The organism is Pseudomonas sp. IT-P2 (genome assembly GCF_949767575.1).
GTDB lineage: Bacteria > Pseudomonadota > Gammaproteobacteria > Pseudomonadales > Pseudomonadaceae > Aquipseudomonas > Aquipseudomonas pharyngis.
The window spans coordinates 1-17,655 of sequence record NZ_CATKQA010000004.1 but is presented as its reverse complement, the minus strand read 5'-3'; the positions used below and the strand labels follow the sequence as shown (position 1 = coordinate 17,655).

The 17,655-nt window shown below is 61.3% G+C and carries 16 protein-coding genes; 4 read left to right on the top strand and 12 right to left on the bottom strand.

The genetic code is table 11. The features are described 5' to 3' along the window. Window positions 1-65 precede the first annotated feature (65 nt). The 3 genes from ACM6JM_RS02950 to ACM6JM_RS02940 all read right to left on the bottom strand — a co-directional run bounded on the left by ACM6JM_RS02950 (window position 66) and on the right by ACM6JM_RS02940 (window position 3,311). Window positions 66-1,019 (bottom strand): adenosine deaminase, encoded by a 954-nt coding sequence (locus ACM6JM_RS02950; RefSeq protein WP_007958502.1) that lies wholly within the window; start codon window positions 1,017-1,019, stop codon window positions 66-68. Between the two features lie 81 nt (window positions 1,020-1,100). Beyond that, window positions 1,101-2,066: a 2-oxoglutarate and iron-dependent oxygenase domain-containing protein gene (locus ACM6JM_RS02945; protein ID WP_414881311.1), complete on the bottom strand. Its 966-nt coding sequence runs from the start codon at window positions 2,064-2,066 to the stop codon at window positions 1,101-1,103. 171 nt (window positions 2,067-2,237) lie between these two features. Next, entirely contained in the window at window positions 2,238-3,311 is a 1,074-nt protein-coding gene (locus tag ACM6JM_RS02940; RefSeq protein ID WP_039773225.1) for a BMP family ABC transporter substrate-binding protein, read from the bottom strand. A gap of 287 nt (window positions 3,312-3,598) precedes the next feature. On the opposite strand from ACM6JM_RS02940, the gene ACM6JM_RS02935 reads away from it, so the two are divergent. Next, complete coding sequence (locus tag ACM6JM_RS02935) at window positions 3,599-4,690, top strand: calcium:proton antiporter (protein WP_039773223.1); 1,092 nt, start codon at window positions 3,599-3,601, stop codon at window positions 4,688-4,690. Between the two features lie 142 nt (window positions 4,691-4,832). On the opposite strand, the gene ACM6JM_RS02930 is transcribed toward ACM6JM_RS02935, so the two are convergent. The 3 genes from ACM6JM_RS02930 to ACM6JM_RS02920 all read right to left on the bottom strand — a co-directional run bounded on the left by ACM6JM_RS02930 (window position 4,833) and on the right by ACM6JM_RS02920 (window position 7,448). Then, entirely contained in the window at window positions 4,833-6,191 is a 1,359-nt protein-coding gene (locus ACM6JM_RS02930; protein ID WP_085667775.1) for an 8-oxoguanine deaminase, read from the bottom strand. Window positions 6,192-6,374: 183 nt separating this feature from the next. Beyond that, window positions 6,375-7,070: an SDR family oxidoreductase gene (locus ACM6JM_RS02925; protein WP_103387410.1), complete on the bottom strand. Its 696-nt coding sequence runs from the start codon at window positions 7,068-7,070 to the stop codon at window positions 6,375-6,377. A 27-nt stretch (window positions 7,071-7,097) separates the two neighbouring features. Then, entirely contained in the window at window positions 7,098-7,448 is a 351-nt protein-coding gene (locus tag ACM6JM_RS02920) for a MerR family transcriptional regulator (RefSeq protein ID WP_074689712.1), read from the bottom strand. Window positions 7,449-7,531: 83 nt separating this feature from the next. Here ACM6JM_RS02920 and ACM6JM_RS02915 point away from each other — a divergent pair, with 83 nt between their 5' ends. Beyond that, complete coding sequence (locus tag ACM6JM_RS02915) at window positions 7,532-7,948, top strand: hypothetical protein (RefSeq protein WP_085613583.1); 417 nt, start codon at window positions 7,532-7,534, stop codon at window positions 7,946-7,948. Here the strand turns inward: ACM6JM_RS02915 and ACM6JM_RS02910 are convergent. The 6 genes from ACM6JM_RS02910 to ACM6JM_RS02885 all read right to left on the bottom strand — a co-directional run bounded on the left by ACM6JM_RS02910 (window position 7,945) and on the right by ACM6JM_RS02885 (window position 14,334). Beyond that, complete coding sequence (locus ACM6JM_RS02910; RefSeq protein WP_085613578.1) at window positions 7,945-8,871, bottom strand: ABC transporter permease; 927 nt, start codon at window positions 8,869-8,871, stop codon at window positions 7,945-7,947. The genes ACM6JM_RS02915 and ACM6JM_RS02910 overlap by 4 nt on opposite strands. After that, entirely contained in the window at window positions 8,871-9,977 is a 1,107-nt protein-coding gene (locus tag ACM6JM_RS02905) for an ABC transporter permease (protein ID WP_210709645.1), read from the bottom strand. The genes ACM6JM_RS02910 and ACM6JM_RS02905 overlap by 1 nt, the downstream gene beginning before the upstream one ends. 12 nt (window positions 9,978-9,989) lie before the next feature. Then, entirely contained in the window at window positions 9,990-11,540 is a 1,551-nt protein-coding gene (locus ACM6JM_RS02900; RefSeq protein ID WP_414881310.1) for an ABC transporter ATP-binding protein, read from the bottom strand. A gap of 537 nt (window positions 11,541-12,077) precedes the next feature. Then, window positions 12,078-12,659 (bottom strand): IMPACT family protein, encoded by a 582-nt coding sequence (locus ACM6JM_RS02895; RefSeq protein WP_163973967.1) that lies wholly within the window; start codon window positions 12,657-12,659, stop codon window positions 12,078-12,080. Between the two features lie 8 nt (window positions 12,660-12,667). Further along, on the bottom strand, window positions 12,668-13,318 hold the full coding sequence (locus ACM6JM_RS02890) for a TetR/AcrR family transcriptional regulator (RefSeq protein WP_011332324.1): 651 nt from the start codon (window positions 13,316-13,318) through the stop codon (window positions 12,668-12,670). Between the two features lie 95 nt (window positions 13,319-13,413). Then, entirely contained in the window at window positions 13,414-14,334 is a 921-nt protein-coding gene (locus tag ACM6JM_RS02885; RefSeq protein ID WP_007958517.1) for a LysR family transcriptional regulator, read from the bottom strand. A gap of 139 nt (window positions 14,335-14,473) precedes the next feature. Here ACM6JM_RS02885 and ACM6JM_RS02880 point away from each other — a divergent pair, with 139 nt between their 5' ends. Together ACM6JM_RS02880 and ACM6JM_RS02875 are read left to right on the top strand one after the other, a co-directional pair. After that, window positions 14,474-15,823 carry an aspartate aminotransferase family protein gene (locus ACM6JM_RS02880; protein WP_011332325.1) on the top strand — a complete coding sequence of 450 codons (1,350 nt, stop codon included), beginning with the start codon at window positions 14,474-14,476 and terminating at the stop codon, window positions 15,821-15,823. A 77-nt stretch (window positions 15,824-15,900) separates the two neighbouring features. Continuing rightward, window positions 15,901-17,394: a CoA-acylating methylmalonate-semialdehyde dehydrogenase gene (locus tag ACM6JM_RS02875; protein WP_414881309.1), complete on the top strand. Its 1,494-nt coding sequence runs from the start codon at window positions 15,901-15,903 to the stop codon at window positions 17,392-17,394. Window positions 17,395-17,655: the final 261 nt, after the last annotated feature.

Genomic DNA, 17,655 nt, shown 5'->3' with positions numbered 1-17,655 from the left:
CATCTTCGTTGAATGACAGGCCCTATTCGCGAGCAAGCTCGCCCACATTGGTTATGCGCTGTTGCTTATGGTTTTACCAGGCGCGCATCCAGGCTGTTCTGGGCCAGGCGTTTGGCCTGATCCTGAGTCATGCCCAGGTGGGTGTGCAGCGCATGGAAGTTCTCGGTCACGTAACCACCGAAGTACGCCGGGTCATCGGAGTTCACCGTGACTTTCACGCCACGCTCGAGCATGTCGAGGATGTTGTGCTGGGACATGTGATCGAACACGCAGAGCTTGGTATTCGACAGCGGGCACACGGTCAGCGGGATCTGCTCGTCGATGATCCGCTGCATCAGACGCTCGTCTTCGATGGCGCGTACGCCATGGTCGATGCGCTGGATCTTCAGCAGGTCGATGGCTTCCCAGATGTATTCCGGTGGGCCTTCTTCACCGGCATGGGCGACGGTCAGGAAGCCTTCGTGACGGGCACGGTCGAACACGCGCTGGAACTTGCTTGGCGGGTGACCCATCTCGGAACTATCCAGACCCACCGCGACGAACGCATCACGGAACGGCAACGCCTGGTCGAGGGTTTTCTGCGCTTCGTCTTCGCTCAGGTGACGCAGGAAACTCAGGATCAAACCGCTGGTGATACCCAGTTGTTGCTCACCATCTTTCAGCGCGGCGGCGATACCGTTGAGCACCACTTCGAACGGGATACCCCGGTCGGTGTGGGTCTGCGGATCGAAGAACGGTTCGGTGTGAATCACGTTCTGCTCTTTGCAGCGCAGCAGGTAGGCCCAGGTCAGGTCGTAGAAGTCCTGGGAGGTGCGCAGCACGTCGGCGCCCTGGTAATACAGGTCGAGGAATTCCTGCAAATTGTTGAAGGCGTAAGCCTTGCGCAGGGTTTCGACGTCGCTCCAAGGCAGGGCGATCTTGTTGCGTTCGGCCAGGGCGAACAGCAGCTCGGGCTCCAGCGAGCCTTCGAGGTGCAGGTGCAGTTCAGCCTTGGGCAGGGCGTTGAGCCAGTCGTACATATTCTTTTCTCATCAGGTGCAATGGCGGGCATTCTACAGATGCCCGCCGAAACAATTGGCAAAACCTGACCAACCGATCCATCACACCGCTTCCTGCTCCCGTCGATAGGCGTAGGTATCGGCGAAGCGCGACAGAAGGAATTCGGCGCAGGTGGTGGTGGGATATTTCGCTGGATGCTGTGCGTCCTGGCAACCGGGCAGGCACTCGATACGGGTGTCCGGGTGCGGTTCGGCGAAGAACGGCATCGAGTAGCGATCCACGCCGAGCGGGCTGATCACCCGGTGCGGGGTCGAGCGATAACGGTTGTTGCTCCAGCGGGCCATCATGTCGCCGAGGTTGACCACGAAGGTGCCGTCGATGGGCGGTGCGTCGATCCACTGGCCGTTGACGTTCTTCACCTGCAGGCCGCCGGCGCTGTCCTGATACAGCAGCGTGATGCAGCCGTAATCGGTGTGCGCGCCGGCACCTTGCTGTTCGGCGGAACTGGCGGTGTGGCGCGGTGGGTAATGGATCATCCGCAGCACGCTGACCGGTTCGTTGAAGCGTGTATCGAAGAAGTCGCGCTCGATGCCCAGCGCTAACGTCATGGCCCGCAACAAGGTTTGCGCCAGGGCCTGCATGTCGAGGTAGTGCTGCTCCATCAGCGCTTCCCAACCAGGGATGGCCGGATGACGGTTGGGGCCACGCAAGGGTTTTCCTGCCAGCACCTCGGGATGATCGGCCGGCAGGTGCAGGCCCATGTCGAAGGTTTCCTTGAGATCGCTGGGTTTGTCCGGGTCGAGCTGTTCGGTGGCGATGGCGCCGTAGCCGCGATGATGGACGGTTTGGGTGATGTCGATCTTGAGTTTTTCTTCTGCCGGTTGCGCAAAGAAGCGCTGTGCGTGATCGAGCAGGGATTCGATGCGCTGCGCAGAAATCGGGTGACCCTTGATGTAGAAAAAGCCCCATTCGCGGCAAGCGTGGTCGATCTGTTCGGCGACGGCCGGCCAGGCGTTCTGGTCGTTGGAGTAGAGCGGCGAGATGTCGATGATCGGAAGCTGATCCATACACAATCCTTGAAAGGTATAAGGGGGATCGTTCCCACGTCGAGGCGTCGAACCGTCTGCGTGGGAATGCCTCAATGGACGCTCCGCGTCCGCGTTCGGCAGGGACGCGGAGCGTCCCGGGCTGCATACCCACGCGGAGCGTGGGAACGATCACCGGGTAGATGTTGGAATTTACTTCGGCATCTCGGCCTTCATGCCTTCGACGTAGTAGTTCATCGACGCCAGTTCGGCGTTGGTGGCGCTGACCCCCGCCGGGATTTTCTCGACGCCGGCCTGATCCTTGATCGGCCCGGTGAACGGTTGCAAAGCGCCGCTCTTGATGTCGGCGATGATCTGCTCGGCTTCGGCCTTCACCGGTGCCGGCACCAGGTCGCTGATCGGCAGTTCGACCGTGCCTTCCTTCAATCCGCCCCAGTAGTCCTGGGATTTCCAGTTGTGGTCGATCACGCTCTGGGTCGCTTGAATGTAGTGCGGCGCCCAGTCGTTGACGATCGAGGTCAGCACCGCTTTCGGGCCGAAGTGCGCCATGTCCGAAGCGTAGCCCACGGCATACACACCACGCCGCTCGGCGGCCTGAATCGGCGCCGGGCTGTCGGTGTGCTGGAACACCACGTCCACGCCCTGGTCGATCAGCGCGTTGGCGGCATCGGCCTCTTTGCCAGGATCGAACCACGAGTTGACCCACACCACTTTGATTTCGGTGCCGGGGTTGTACTTGTTCAAGGCCAGTTGAATGGCGTTGATGTCGCGGATTACTTCGGGGATCGGGAACGAGGCGACGTAGCCGATTTTTTTGCTCTTGGTCATCTTCGCCGCGAGGAAACCACCGACGTAACGACCCTCGTAGGTACGCGCCAGGTAGGTGCCGAGGTTCTTGTCCTGCTTGTAGCCGGTGGCGTGTTCGAAGGTCACCTTGGGAAACTGTTTGGCGACTTTCACCGTCGGGTTCATGTAGCCGAAGGAGGTGGTGAAGATCAGGTCGTAATTGTCCTTGGCCATGTTGCGGATCACCCGCTCGGCATCGGCGCCTTCGGCGACGTTTTCCACGTAGTTGGTGGTGATCTGCGTGCCGAGTTTTTCCGCCAGCGCCTTGCGCCCCTGTTCATGCTGATACGTCCAGCCGTGGTCGCCGATGGGGCCGATGTAGACGAAGCCGACTTTCAGTGGATCGGCGGCACTGGCGCTCAGGCTGAGGCCAAGGCCCATGGCGATGCACAGCAGTGTTTGCAGTGGACGGTTTTGCATGAACGCGAACTCCCTTTTGTTGTGTGTGGGGAGGGCAATGCAAAAGGCTGACCAAGCGGACAACAATCTGGCTTGAAACCGAGGCGCGCCCATCGCGGGCAAGCCCGCTCCCACAAAAGCACCGCGATCCCTGTGGGAGCCGGCTTGCTCGCGAAGAGGCCGTAAAGTCCAATAAAAGTGCAGGCGTAGATAAAGCTGCCATCCACTGGTGCGCTAAGGTGTAACGAAACGTTAGCGCCGCCCCGCAGTCAGTAGCTCATTCGCACTCTTCGGCAAAAAGGCCCGTCATGTTCACCATCCTCAAGCAAGAAAGCTTTCTGCTGTTGGCCGTCATCGCCACCTGTGTTGCGTATCCGCTGGAGCACTGGCTGCTGCACAGCGGCCAGTTTGTCGCGCTGACGGCCGGGCTGGTGCTGATCGCCTTCATCGTCGCCGCCTCGATGCGCGTTGCCCATCAGGCTGAACTGCTCGCTGAAAAAGTCGGCGACCCGTACGGCACGATGATCCTGACCCTCGCCGCCGTGCTGGTGGAAGTGGTGATCCTGGCGATCATGATGAGCAACGAAGCTTCGGCCACACTGGTGCGCGACACGATCTATTCGGCGGTGATGCTCGACATCAACGGCATCCTCGGCCTCGCCGCGCTGATGGGCGGGATCAAGCATGGCGAGCAGTCCTACAACGACGATTCGGCCCGCAGTTACAGCGTGATGATTCTCACCGCCATGGGCGTGTCGATGGTGGTGCCGGAGTTCATTCCCGAGGCCAACTGGAAAATCTATTCGGCCTTCACCATCGGCGCGATGGTGGTGCTTTATGCGTTGTTCCTGCGCATGCAGGTCGGGCCGCACAGCTACTTTTTCAGCTACAGCTACCCGGACAAACGCCGCAAGAAAGAGCCGGTGGAACAAGAGCCGAAACCGGTCAGCCTGGCGCTGTCGATCGGCATTCTGGTGTTCGGTGTGGTGGTGATCGGCGCACTGGCCGAGGTGATGTCCAAGACCCTCGATCTGGGCCTGGAAGGGACGGGCGCACCACCGGTGATCACGGCGATTCTGGTGGCAGCGATTTCCGCGGCGCCGGAGATTCTCACCGCGTTGCGCGCGGCGTTGGCCAACCGTATGCAGTCGGTGGTCAACATTGCAATGGGCGCTTCGTTGTCGACGGTGATTCTTACGGTGCCGGTGATGGAAGCGATGGCGCTCTACACGGGGCAGCCGTTTCAGATGGCGATGACGCCAGTGCAGACGGTGATGATCTTCATCACGCTGATCGTCAGTGCGATCAACCTCAATGACGGCGAGACCAATGCCATTGAGGGCATGACCCACTTTGTGCTGTTTGCGACGTTCATCATGTTGTCGCTGCTCGGCCTTTGAAGGCGACCATCGCTGACCGATCGTTCCCACGCTCTGCGTGGGAATGCCGTAAAGGACGCTCCGCGTCCTACGCTGGGACGCAGAGCGTCCCGGTATGCATTCCCACGCGGAGCGTGGGAACGATCAGAGACTTACGCTTGGATCAGGTACCGGAAATCAACTGCCGAGCCGCCTGGCTGTGATCGGCAATCAGGCCTTTGAGATCCAGTCCTTCAACCTGCCCGTCAACCACTCGCCATTTGCCGCCGACCATCACGCGATCCGCCCGGTCCGCGCCGCACAACAGCAGCGCCGAGATCGGGTCATGGCTACCGGAGAAGCGCAGTTCATCGAGTTTGAACAACGCCAGATCCGCCTGCTTGCCGACTGCCAGTTCACCGATGTCGGTGCGACCCAGCAGGCTCGCCGAACCCTTGGTCGCCCAGCCCAGCACACGTTCCGGAGTGATCTTCTCGGCGCCGTAACGCAAGCGCTGGATGTACAGGGCCTGACGCGCTTCGAGGATCATGTTCGACGCATCGTTGGACGCCGAGCCATCCACGCCGAGACCGAACAACGCGCCGGCATCGGTCAGTTCGATGCTCGGGCAGATGCCGGACGCCAGACGCATGTTCGAGCTCGGGCAATGGCAGATACCGGTGCCCGCCGCGCCGAGACGGGCGATTTCGTCGGGGTTGAAATGGATGCCGTGGGCCAGCCAGGTGCGTGGGCCGAGCCAGCCGACGCTGTCCAGATAATCCACGGTGCGCAGGCCGAAGCGTTGCAGGCAGAAGTCTTCTTCGTCGAGGGTTTCGGCGAGGTGAGTGTGCAGGCGCACATCGAGTTTGTTCGCCAGTTCGGCGCTGGCGGACATGATTTCCGGGGTCACCGAGAACGGCGAGCACGGCGCCAGAGCGATCTGGATTTGCGCGCCGTCGCCACGTTCGTGGTACTCGTGGATCAGGCGCTGACTGTCGTCGAGAATTACCTGGCCTTCCTGCACGGTCTGCTGCGGAGGCAGGCCGCCGTCCTTCTCGCCGAGGCTCATCGAACCGCGAGTGAGCATGGCGCGCATGCCCAGTTCGCGCACGGTTTCGACTTGCACGTCGATGGCGTTTTCCAGGCCATCCGGGAACAGGTAATGGTGATCGGCAGCGGTGGTGCAGCCCGACAGCAGCAACTCGGCCAGCGCGACTTTGCTGGCGAGGGCGAGTTTTTCCGGTGTCAGGCGCGCCCAGACCGGGTACAGGGTTTTCAGCCACGGGAACAACGGCTGATTGACCACCGGCGCCCAGGCGCGGGTCAGGGTCTGATAGAAGTGGTGATGGGTGTTGATCAGGCCCGGCAGGATCACATGTTCACGGGCGTCGAACACTTCGTTGCATGGGGTCGATGGCTGCTGGCCGGCGCCGAGCACTTCGGTGATCACACCGTCTTGCAGGACCAGACCGCCACGGGCATCGAGACCGTTGGCCGTGAAAATGGCGAGGGGATTTTTTAACCAGATACGGGTCGCAGGCATTGTGGCCGGCTCCTCTGAAAGTTGGGTTCAGGGTTGCCAGCTCAGTGTTGCCCTGTCTGCTGATCCAGGGTCGCCGCGAGGGGCGAGGTGCGGAGTTTCGAACAAAATGTTGCGACGGGCAAGCCCGACCCGACCAGACACCGGGATAACCCTGTGGGGGTGAGCCCCCACAGGGTCCAGTGATTACCAGGGAATGGTTTCACCCTTGTAGTTCACGAAGTGATGGCCGCCCTTGCCGGCGAATGCATCCACCTGATCCACCAGGCCACGGGTGCTGGTCTCCACGTCGATGTCGGCACCTTCGCCGCCCATGTCGGTTTTCACCCAGCCCGGATGCAGCGACAGCACCGTAAGTTTCTGCTCGCCCAACTGCGTGACGAAGCTGTTGGTCATCGAGTTCAGCGCAGCCTTGCTGGCCTTGTACAGCGCCAGTTCCGGCGCGTCGGGCATGGTCACGCTGCCGAGCACCGAACTCATGAACGCCAGCACGCCGCTGCCGTCGCGAATCTGCCCGACAAAGCGCTGGGCCAGATTGATCGGTGCCACCGCGTTGGTGAAGAACAACTGACCGACCTCCGCCAGCGTCGCGCCGCCCGGGGTCTGCACGTCGGGGCCTTTGACCCCGGCGTTGACGAACAGCAGGTCGAAGGTCTGGCCCTTGAGCTTCTGGCTCAGGGCGATCACCGCTTGCTGGTCGTCCATGTCGAGTTTTTCGATCTGCACGTTGCCCAGTGCTTCGAGAGCCTCGGCATTGGAAGGATTGCGAACCGTGGCGGTGACTTGCCAGCCGTCGGCCAGCAGGGTTTTCACCAGTCCCAGGCCCAGGCCCCGGGAGGCGCCGATGATCAGTGCGTGCTTGGCAGGATTAAGTGCGGACATGACGGGCTTTCCTTGAAAGTTGAAAGATCACGGGTTCAATGGACAACGTTGACCGAGCCGATGCTGCAATTCGAGGCGCAGCTCGCCGAGTTCGGCCATGCGGGTTTCGACCAGCTTGAGTTTGTCTTGCAGCAGTTGCGTGACGGTGGTGTCAGGATTTGGCGATTGCCACAGCGCGCCAACGCTGCTGCCGATCTCGCCGAGGGTAAAGCCCAGACGCTGCGCCGTTTTGATGTAGAGCACCAATTGCACCATCTCCGGCGGATAGTCGCGATAACCGTTGGCGCTGCGTTGCGCCGCGATCAATCCGCGCTCCTCGTAAAAACGCAGCGTGTCACGGCTGACATCGCAGGCCTGGGCCAACTCACCGATGCGCATCTTGCAGGTCTCGAAAGTGTTTGACCCTGGAGCATACTCCAGGCTTTACCGTGGTTGCTCCCTGAATTTTCGGAGCAAGGATGATGTGGACTTCAACGCAATATCGGCAGTTGGTGCGCGGCAGCGCCTGGTATGACTTGATCGTGACGGCGGCGTTTGTCACGCCGTGGAGTTTTGCTGTGTTGCACGGGTTGCTGACGGCGCTGAGTCAGGCGCTGGAGCTGCCCGGCGAGCTGCCGCCGTTCGAACCTGCGCATCTGTTGATAGCCAATTTGTTCGGGTCGGTGGTGTGCATGTGGGCAGTGCTGCGGATTCGTGATCCGCAGCCGGTTTATGGGCGCTATGACGCGGTGACGCGGTTTCTGTTCGCCGCGTGGATGACGTATGCCCTGGCCCACGGCGCCAGTTCGTTGGTGGTGGGGTTCCTGGTTCTCGAAGTGGCGTGGGGCATCGCTCAGGCGTTGCCGGTCCGGCCGCTGTCGCGAGCCGTAACGGCTTAGTGCCCGGCCTGCCACGGCTGCCCCAGTGATACCGGCGCGTACAACCGTGTACGCAGCGCATCCCGCGACAACAACACCAGCACCAGAATCGTCGCGACATACGGCAGCATCGCCAGCAGACTCGAAGGAATCGCCAGCCCCAACCCCTGCGCCACCAGGTGCAGGATGCTGGCGAGTCCGAACAGATACGCACCGAGCAGCAAGCGCCACACCCGCCAACTGGCGAACACCACCAGCGCCAGCGCAATCCAGCCGCGTCCGGCGGTCATGTTCTCGGCCCACATCGGCGTGTAAGCCAGCGACAGATAAGCCCCGGCCAGTCCGGCCATCGCCCCGCCGAACAACACCGCCAGTGTGCGCACGGTCAGCACCGGCAAGCCCATGGCACTGGCCGCATCCGGGTTCTCACCGACCGCTTGAATGATCAGCCCGACACGGCTTTTCACGATCACCCACGCCACCAGCGCAAACAGTACGAACGACAGGTACACCAGCAGATCCTGGGCAAACAGCATGCGGCCGATCAGCGGGATTTCGCTCAGGTAGGGAATCGCCAGCGGCTCGAAACCGGCCAGCGGTTTGCCGACCCACGCCGCGCCGACAAAGGTCGACAGGCCGACGCCAAAAATCGTCAGCGCCAGCCCGGTCGCCACCTGATTGGCGTTGAATACCAGCGCCACCAGAGCAAACAGCGACGACAGCAACATCCCGGCGAGCATCGCGAGCACCACGCCGAGCCACAGGTTGCCGCTGTTGAACGCGACGATGAAACCGATCACCGCGCCAAACAGCATCATGCCTTCCTGACCGAGGTTGAGTACGCCGCTCTTCTCGCAGATCAATTCACCCAACGCCACCAGCAGCAGTGGCGTACCGCAGCGCACCATGGCGTAGAAAATATTGCTCAGCAGATCGATATCCATCACAGCGCTCCGGCGGTTACGGCGGTGGTAGAAGTGCGCCGCACCCAGCGCAGGTTCAGGCGTGGCCGATAGAGGATCAGCACGTCACAGGCCAGCAGGAAAAACAGCATCATTCCCTGAAATAACTGAGTGATCGCCTGCGGCAGATTCAGCGTCATCTGCGCGCTCTCGCCACCGATGTACAGCAGTGCCATCAACAGGCTGGAAAACAGAATGCCGATAGGATTGAGCCTGCCGAGAAACGCGACGGTGATCGCCGCGTAGCCGTAGCCCGGCGAAACCTGCGGCACCAGTTGGCCGATCGGCCCGGTGACTTCGCAGACACCGGCAAGTCCCGCCAATCCACCACTGATCAGCAGTGCGAGCCAGATCAGCCGCTTCTCGCGAAACCCGACAAACCCTGCCGCACGCTTGTCCAGGCCCAGCACCTTGATCTGGAAACCGACGAAGCTTTTCTGCAGCAACACCCACACCGCGACCAGCGCGAGCAAGGCGAAATACACGCCGATGTGCGCCCGCCCGTCCTCCATCAACAGCGGCAGGCGGCTGGCGTCGCTGAACATTGCCGATTCGGGAAAATTGAATCCGGCCGGATCCTTCAGCGGCCCGTGTACGCAGAACAGCAACAGGTTCAGCGCGATGTAATTGAGCATGATGCTGGTGAGGATTTCGTTGGCGTTGAAGCGGGTGCGCAACCAAGCGGTGAGCCCGGCCCACGCGGCGCCGGCGAACGTGCCGGTGAGCAGGATCAGCACCAGCGCCCAACGGCTTTGCAGATCGATGATGTTCACCGCCAGCGCACTGCCGGCCAGGGCGCCGAGCAGCAACTGGCCTTCGGCGCCGATGTTCCAGATCCGCGCCTGATAGGCCACTGCGAGGCCCAGCGCACAAAGCAGAATCGGCAAGGTTTTGACCAGCAGCTCGGAGACGCCATACAGGTCGCTGACCGGGGCAATCAATAACGTGTGCAGGGTTTTCAGCGGGTCGTGACCGAGGGCGATGAACAGCAACGATCCGCAGACCAGCGTCAGCACCGCCGCCAGCACCGGCGAGCACCACAGCATCAGGCGTGATTGCCGGCCACGGGGTTCGAGGGAAAGCAACATGGGAAAACTCCGTTAAACCGTGGCCGGTTGTGATTGAGGGGTGTCGAACTGGCCGGCCATCCAGCCGCCGACGTCGCTGAGGCGGGTTTGCGCCGTGTCCTGCAACGCCGACAGGCGCCCGCCGCACAGCGCGCCGAGGCGGTCGCTGATCTGGAACAGTTCGTCGATGTCTTCGGAGATCACCAGAATCGCCGCCCCGGCATCGCGCAGGGCAATCAGCGCCCGGTGAATGGTGGCCGCCGCGCCGACGTCCACGCCCCAGGTCGGGTGCGCGGCGATCAGCAGTTTCGGTTGCTGGAGGATTTCCCGGCCGAGGATGAATTTCTGCAGGTTGCCGCCGGACAGGCTGCGGGCGGCGGTCTGGGTGTCCGGGGTTTTCACGCCGAAGCGCTGGATGATCGTTTGGGCGAGGGCTTCGACCTTGCCGCGCTCGATCAAGCCATGGCTGACCAGGCCTTGTTGAAAGGCAGTGAGCAGGGCGTTGTTCGCCAGGCTCATGTCCGGCACGGCGCCATGCCCGAGGCGTTCGGCTGGGACGAACGCCAGGCCGAGTTTGCGTCGGGCATCCGGGCGCTGATCGGCGACGGGGTGTTCCTGGAAGCAGATGGTTTGCGCTGCATCGCGGGGCAGTGTTTGCTCGCCGCTGAGCAATGCCAGAAGCTCGTCCTGCCCGTTGCCTGCCACGCCGGCGATGCCGACGATTTCACCGCTGCGCACCTGCAGATCGATGTCGCTCAGGGAGCAACCGAACGGATCCGGGTTGTGCCAGTTCAAACCGCTGACCTGCAAAAACGCCGCGCCACCGGTGACCTTCGTGAACTCGCCGATCAAGGTCGCGGCGTCGCCCACCATCAATTGCGCCAGTTGCCGGTCGGTGCAGTCGGCCGGTACGCAATGCCCGGCCACCCGGCCGCCGCGCAACACCGTAGCGCTGTGACACAAGGCGCGCACCTCGCCGAGTTTGTGGCTGATGAACAGAATGCTGCAGCCCTCGGCCGCGAGCCGGCGCAGGGTGATGAACAACTCTTCGGCTTCCTGCGGCGTGAGCACCGAGGTCGGTTCGTCGAGAATCAGCAAGCGAATGTCCTGCATCAGGCAACGCACGATCTCGACCCGTTGCCGCTCGCCGATCGACAGGCTGTGGACAAGTCGCTGGGGCTCAAGCGCCATGCCATATCGGCGCGACACTTCACGGATTTTCGCCTCCAGCTGTTTCGGCGAGCCGGCTCCTGCGCCCATTGCCAGCGCGATGTTTTGCGCCACGCTCAGGGTCTCGAACAGCGAGAAGTGCTGGAACACCATGCCGATGCCCAACTGCCGCGCCTGGGCCGGGTTGCGCATGATCACCGGTTGACCCTGCCACAGCATCTCACCCGAATCGGCCTGGGTGACGCCGTAGATGATCTTCATCAACGTGCTTTTGCCTGCACCGTTTTCACCGAGCAGCGCGTGGATTTCACCGGGGGCGATGCTCAGGTCGATGGCGTCATTGGCAAGGCATCCGGGATAACGTTTGCTGATATGGCGCAGTTGCAGCCGCGGTGTGGACGTGGGGTTTGGCATGACAGGCTCGGGTTGCTTGGAGTTGTGCCTGTGGATAAAGCAATTTCCTGGCCATTGAGTCAGGAACGCAGGTGGCTGCTGTTTGCCAGCCTGTGGCGTAGAGCCTGTGAATCGAATTCGGTTGCCTGCACGGCACCACTTGAGGGCAAAGCCTTTGATCAGGCTCCAGTTTTGCCCGCAACTGGCTGATCAAAAAACGAGCAACCGCGCCGAAGCCATGCAGAACCTGCGACTGCGCCAGCCATGAACGGCTTATCCACAGGTTGCTCCACAGTATTTGTGCGCAAGACAAAATCCCGGGCATAAGCAATGGCGGGCTTTCTTCTAAAGGCGATAAACAACGCTAAGCGATTGTTTTTACGTGAAATTGTTCATTGTGATGGGCGATTGGACGAAAAGTGAGCAAATCCCGCAAAGCCACGTGACAGAAGGGTTACAGCCTCCTGTGCTCAGGTTATCCACAGCCGGGTGCACAGCGGATGTGGGCAAGTCTCGGGCATAAGCAAACGGGCTGGTGCCCTAAAACATGGCGAGGCTTCAACGTTGCAGCAGGATTCGCCCACGGCTCAGGTCGGCCAACTGAGTTTGCAACAACTCGATGTGCGCTTCGCCCACGGCCAATTGCAACTCGACACCATTGGCGGTGAAGTTTTCCTCGACCACCAATCCGCCCAGATCCGCGACCCGCAGCTTCACCAGCGCCAGTTCGCCAAAGGCGCAGGCGCAACGCACGGGCGCGCGACTGATCAATTCCATCTTCGGCGCGGCTTGCAGGCACTTGTTGGCGCCGCCGCCATAGGCCCGGGCCAGGCCGCCGGTGCCCAGCTGAATGCCGCCGTACCAGCGGATCACCAGCACCGCGACCTGATCGCAGTCCTGCGCTTCGATGGCCGCGAGAATCGGCCGCCCGGCAGTGCCGCCGGGTTCGCCGTCGTCGTTGCTGCGGTACTGATCGCCGAGTTTCCACGCCCAGCAATTATGCGAAGCGTTCAAGTCGCTGTGCTGCTCGATGAAGGCTTGCGCCTCCGCGGGGCTGCCGATCGGCGCGGCGAAGGTGATGAAACGGCTTTTGCGAATCTCTTCGCGGAATTCGCATAAGCCGCTGAGGGTGAATGGCATAAAACGACTTATATAGAAGAAGTGAGGCCGCAGCCTTTGAGGATGATGCGGATCAGGTTGTTGCCGGCGTCTTCCATGTCCTGTTTGGTCAACTTGCTGCGACCGGTCACCCGGCAGATCTGGGTGGCGAAGTCGGCGTAATGCTGAGTGCTACCCCACAACAGGAAGATCAGGTGCACCGGGTCGACCGGGTCCATCTTGCCCGCGTCGATCCAGGCCTGGAACACGCCGGCGCGGCCCTGGAACCAGGCGCGGTAATCCTGATTGAAATATTCGGTCAGGCATTCGCCGCCGCTGATCACTTCCATCGCGAAGATCCGCGACGCTTGCGGCTGGCGACGGGAGAATTCCATTTTCGCGCGGATGTAGCGGGTCAGCGCTTCGGCCGGATCGTCTTCGGCCGTCAGGGTGTTGAAGGTGCTGTCCCACAATTGAAGGATGTTGCTCAGCACCGCCACGTACAACCCTAGCTTGTTGGTGAAGTAGTAATGCAGGTTCGCCTTGGGCAGCCCGGCCTTGGTGGCGATGGTGTTCATGCTCGTGCCTTTGTACCCGTGACGGGCGAACTCGTCTTCGGCGGCTTTGATGATGGTCTCTTCGTTCTTCTGACGAATGCGGCTGGCGGGTTTGCCGCCGTGGGCTGGGACTTCAAAGGTCATAGGCACTTCCGGGTTTGTCTGTGGGGTGCAACCAGTTGCGTTGATAGCGCAACCACCGGCGCGGGACAAGCCCCGGGCGAATAAAACCCCGGTCGTCAGCGGGTGGCGGCGAGGCTTTCGAGAAAACTTTCCAGTACCAGATGAGGGCGGCGCCCCTTGCGGGTGACCGAGGCCAGGCTCAAATCATAGAAGCGGGTACTGGCCTTGAGCGCGCGCAAGCGACCTTGTTGAACCCAGAGACTGGCATAGTGATCCGGCAAATAGCCGATGTAGCGCCCGGTCAGAATCAGGAACGCCATGCCTTCACGGTCGGATGCGCTGGCGGTGCAATTGAGCGCCTGATAGTGCGCCTGGATCTCCGCCGGCAAACGGAAGGTCGGGGCGATGGCGTCCTGACTGTTCAAGCGTTCGTCATCCAGTTGTTTGTCATCGACGTAAAACAGCGGATGACCAACTGCGCAGTAGAGCAACGAGCGCTCGCTGTACAACGGCTGGTATTCCAGTCCCGACAACGCGCTGGCCTGCGGCACCACGCCGACATGCAGGCGGCCGTCGAGCACACCTTGTTCGACTTCGTTGGGGGCGATCATGCGGATCTGGATTTGCACGTCCGGCCCGCGTTCCTTCAATTGCGCGAGCGCGTGGGTGATGCGCATGTGGGGCAGGGTGACGAGGTTGTCAGTCAGGCCGATGATCAATTCGCCGCGCAAGTGCTGGTGCAGGCCGTTGACCTCGGTGCGAAAACTCTCCAGTGCACTCAACAGCTGCAGCGCCGACTGGTAAACCTCACGACCCTCTTCGGTCAGGGAGAAACCGGCGCGCCCGCGTTGGCACAGACGCAGGCCGAGACGTTGTTCCAGATCGCTCATCTGCTGGCTGATCGCCGAGCGACCGATGCCGAGCACGGTTTCCGCCGCCGAGAAGCCACCGCACTCCACCACGCTGCGAAAAATCCGCAGCAGGCGAATGTCAAAGTCACTGACCTGGGCCAGTGGATCGGGGCGGCGGCTGCTCATGCTGGTGTTCTCATTGTTTAGCAGAGTTCTAACTGAAGGTTAGAAGAGTTGAATTTCACCGACTTTATCCCCGTGGCAATTTAGCTGCAACAACGCTTTCTATCGCTCTGAAGCTTATTGCCCTGCGAGGTTTTGCCCGATGAACATGCCTGAAAACGCGCCGTCGCCACTGGCCAGCCAACTGAAGCTGGACGCGCACTGGATGCCGTACACCGCCAACCGCAACTTCCAGCGCGACCCGCGTCTGATCGTCGGTGCCGAAGGCAGCTGGCTGATCGACGACAAGGGCCGCAAGGTGTACGACTCGCTGTCCGGTCTGTGGACCTGCGGTGCCGGGCATACCCGCAAGGAAATCCAGGAAGCGGTGGCCAAGCAGTTGGGCACCCTCGATTACTCGCCGGGCTTCCAGTACGGCCACCCGCTGTCGTTCCAGCTGGCGGAGAAAATCACCGATCTGACCCCGGGTAACCTGAACCACGTGTTCTTCACTGACTCCGGTTCCGAATGCGCCGATACCGCGGTGAAAATGGTCCGTGCTTACTGGCGCCTGAAAGGCCAGTCGACCAAGACCAAGATGATCGGCCGCGCCCGTGGCTATCACGGTGTGAACATCGCCGGCACCAGCCTTGGCGGCGTCAACGGCAACCGCAAGCTGTTCGGTCAGGCGATGATGGATGTCGATCACCTGCCGCACACTTTGCTGGCGAGCAATGCTTTCTCCCGTGGCATGCCGGAGCAGGGTGGTATCGCCCTGGCCGATGAGCTGCTGAAACTGATCGAGCTGCACGATGCTTCGAACATCGCAGCGGTGTTCGTTGAGCCGATGGCCGGCTCCGCTGGCGTGCTGGTTCCGCCACAGGGCTACCTCAAGCGTCTGCGTGAAATCTGCGATCAGCACAACATCCTGCTGGTGTTCGACGAAGTGATCACCGGTTTCGGCCGTACCGGCACCATGTTCGGCGCCACCACCTTCGGCGTGACCCCGGACCTGATGTGCATCGCCAAGCAAGTCACCAACGGCGCGATCCCGATGGGCGCGGTGATTGCCAGCTCCGAGATCTACCAGACCTTCATGAACCAGCCGACCCCGGAATACGCTGTGGAATTTCCGCACGGCTACACCTACTCGGCGCACCCGGTGGCTTGTGCCGCAGGTCTTGCGGCACTCGACCTGCTGCAAAAGGAAAACCTGGTACAGAGCGTGGCCGAAGTCGCGCCGCATTTCGAAAATGCCCTGCATGGTCTGAAAGGCGCGAAGAACGTCATCGACATTCGAAACTTCGGTCTGGCCGGTGCGATCCAGATCGCGGGCCGTGACGGCGACGCCATCGTGCGTCCGTTCGAAGCCGGCATGGCATTGTGGAAGGCCGGCTTCTACGTGCGCTTCGGCGGCGACACCCTGCAGTTCGGCCCAACCTTCAACAGCAAGCCGCAAGACCTTGATCGTCTGTTCGACGCGGTCGGCGAAGTGCTGAACAAGCTCGACTGATTTTTCCTTCTATATAGATACGCCAATGGCAGGCGCCCCTTGCGGGCGTCTGCGCACAAGAATTCAGGAGTTCCCCGATGAGCGTTATCCCGCATTTGATCAATGGCGAACTGGTGACCGAGAACGGTCGCGCGGTCGATGTGTTCAACCCGTCTACCGGTCAGGCTATCCACAAGCTGCCGCTGGCCAGCCGCGAAACCATCCAGCACGCCATCGATGCCGCCAAGGCTGCGTTCCCGGCCTGGCGCAACACGCCACCGGCCAAACGTGCTCAGGTGATGTTCCGTTTCAAGCAACTGCTGGAGCAGAACGAAGCGCGCATCGCGCAGTTGATCAGCGAAGAACACGGCAAGACCCTGGAAGACGCTGCCGGTGAACTGAAGCGCGGCATCGAGAACGTCGAATTCGCCTGCGCAGCGCCGGAAATCCTCAAGGGCGAGTACAGCCGCAACGTCGGCCCGAACATCGATGCCTGGTCGGACTTCCAGCCGCTGGGCGTGGTGGCCGGCATCACCCCGTTCAACTTCCCGGCGATGGTGCCGCTGTGGATGTATCCGCTGGCGATCGTTTGCGGTAACTGCTTCATCCTCAAGCCGTCCGAGCGTGATCCGAGCTCGACCATGCTGATCGCGCAACTGCTGCTCGAAGCCGGCCTGCCAAAAGGCGTGCTGAGTGTGGTGCACGGTGACAAGACTGCGGTGGACGCGCTGATTGAAGCGCCGGAAGTCAAAGCGCTGAGTTTTGTGGGTTCGACCCCGATTGCCGAGTACATCTATGCCGAAGGCACCAAGCGCGGCAAGCGCGTGCAGGCCTTGGGCGGCGCGAAGAACCACGCGGTGCTGATGCCGGATGCGGATCTGGACAACGCGGTCAGCGCACTGATGGGTGCGGCTTACGGTTCCTGCGGCGAACGCTGCATGGCGATCTCGGTGGCCGTGTGTGTGGGTGACCAGGTTGCCGACGCACTGGTGGCCAAACTGGTTCCTCAGATCAAGGCGCTGAAAATCGGTGCCGGCACTTCTTGTGGTCTGGACATGGGGCCGCTGGTCACCGGTCAGGCGCGCGACAAGGTCAGCGGTTATGTCGAAGACGGCGTTGCGGCGGGTGCGACCCTGGTGGTCGACGGTCGTGGTCTGAGCGTTGCCGGTCATGAAGAAGGTTTCTTCCTGGGTGGCTGCCTGTTCGACAACGTCACGCCTGAGATGCGCATCTATAAAGAAGAGATCTTCGGGCCGGTGCTGTGCGTCGTCCGGGTGAACAGCCTGGAAGAGGCGATGCAACTGATCAACGATCACGAATACGGCAACGGCACCTGCATCTTCACTCGTGACGGTGAAGCGGCACGTCTGTTCTGCGACGAGATCGAAGTCGGCATGGTCGGCGTCAATGTTCCACTGCCGGTGCCGGTGGCTTACCACAGCTTCGGCGGCTGGAAGCGCTCGCTGTTCGGCGACCTGCATGCTTATGGTCCGGATGGTGTGCGCTTCTATACCCGTCGCAAGGCGATCACTCAGCGTTGGCCACAGCGTGCGAGCCATGAGGCGTCGCAGTTCGCATTCCCTAGCTTGTAAGTAGAAGGGCAGTGCAAAGAAGGCCGACCTTTTAAGGTCGGCCTTCGCGTTTCAGGGCTTTTTTGACCGATATGACAGTTTTATGAAAATAGGGGTTGACGGGAGATTCTGAGTCTCTATAATTCGCCCCACTTCCGGCGCAGTCGAAACGGAAAACTCCTTGAGATTCAATGAGTTAAGTAGGTTTCGAAGGCGGGTCGCTTCAGTTCATCGAAGCCTGGAAGGAGTTGGAAATGCCGGTTCTTTTGGTGCTTTCAACGA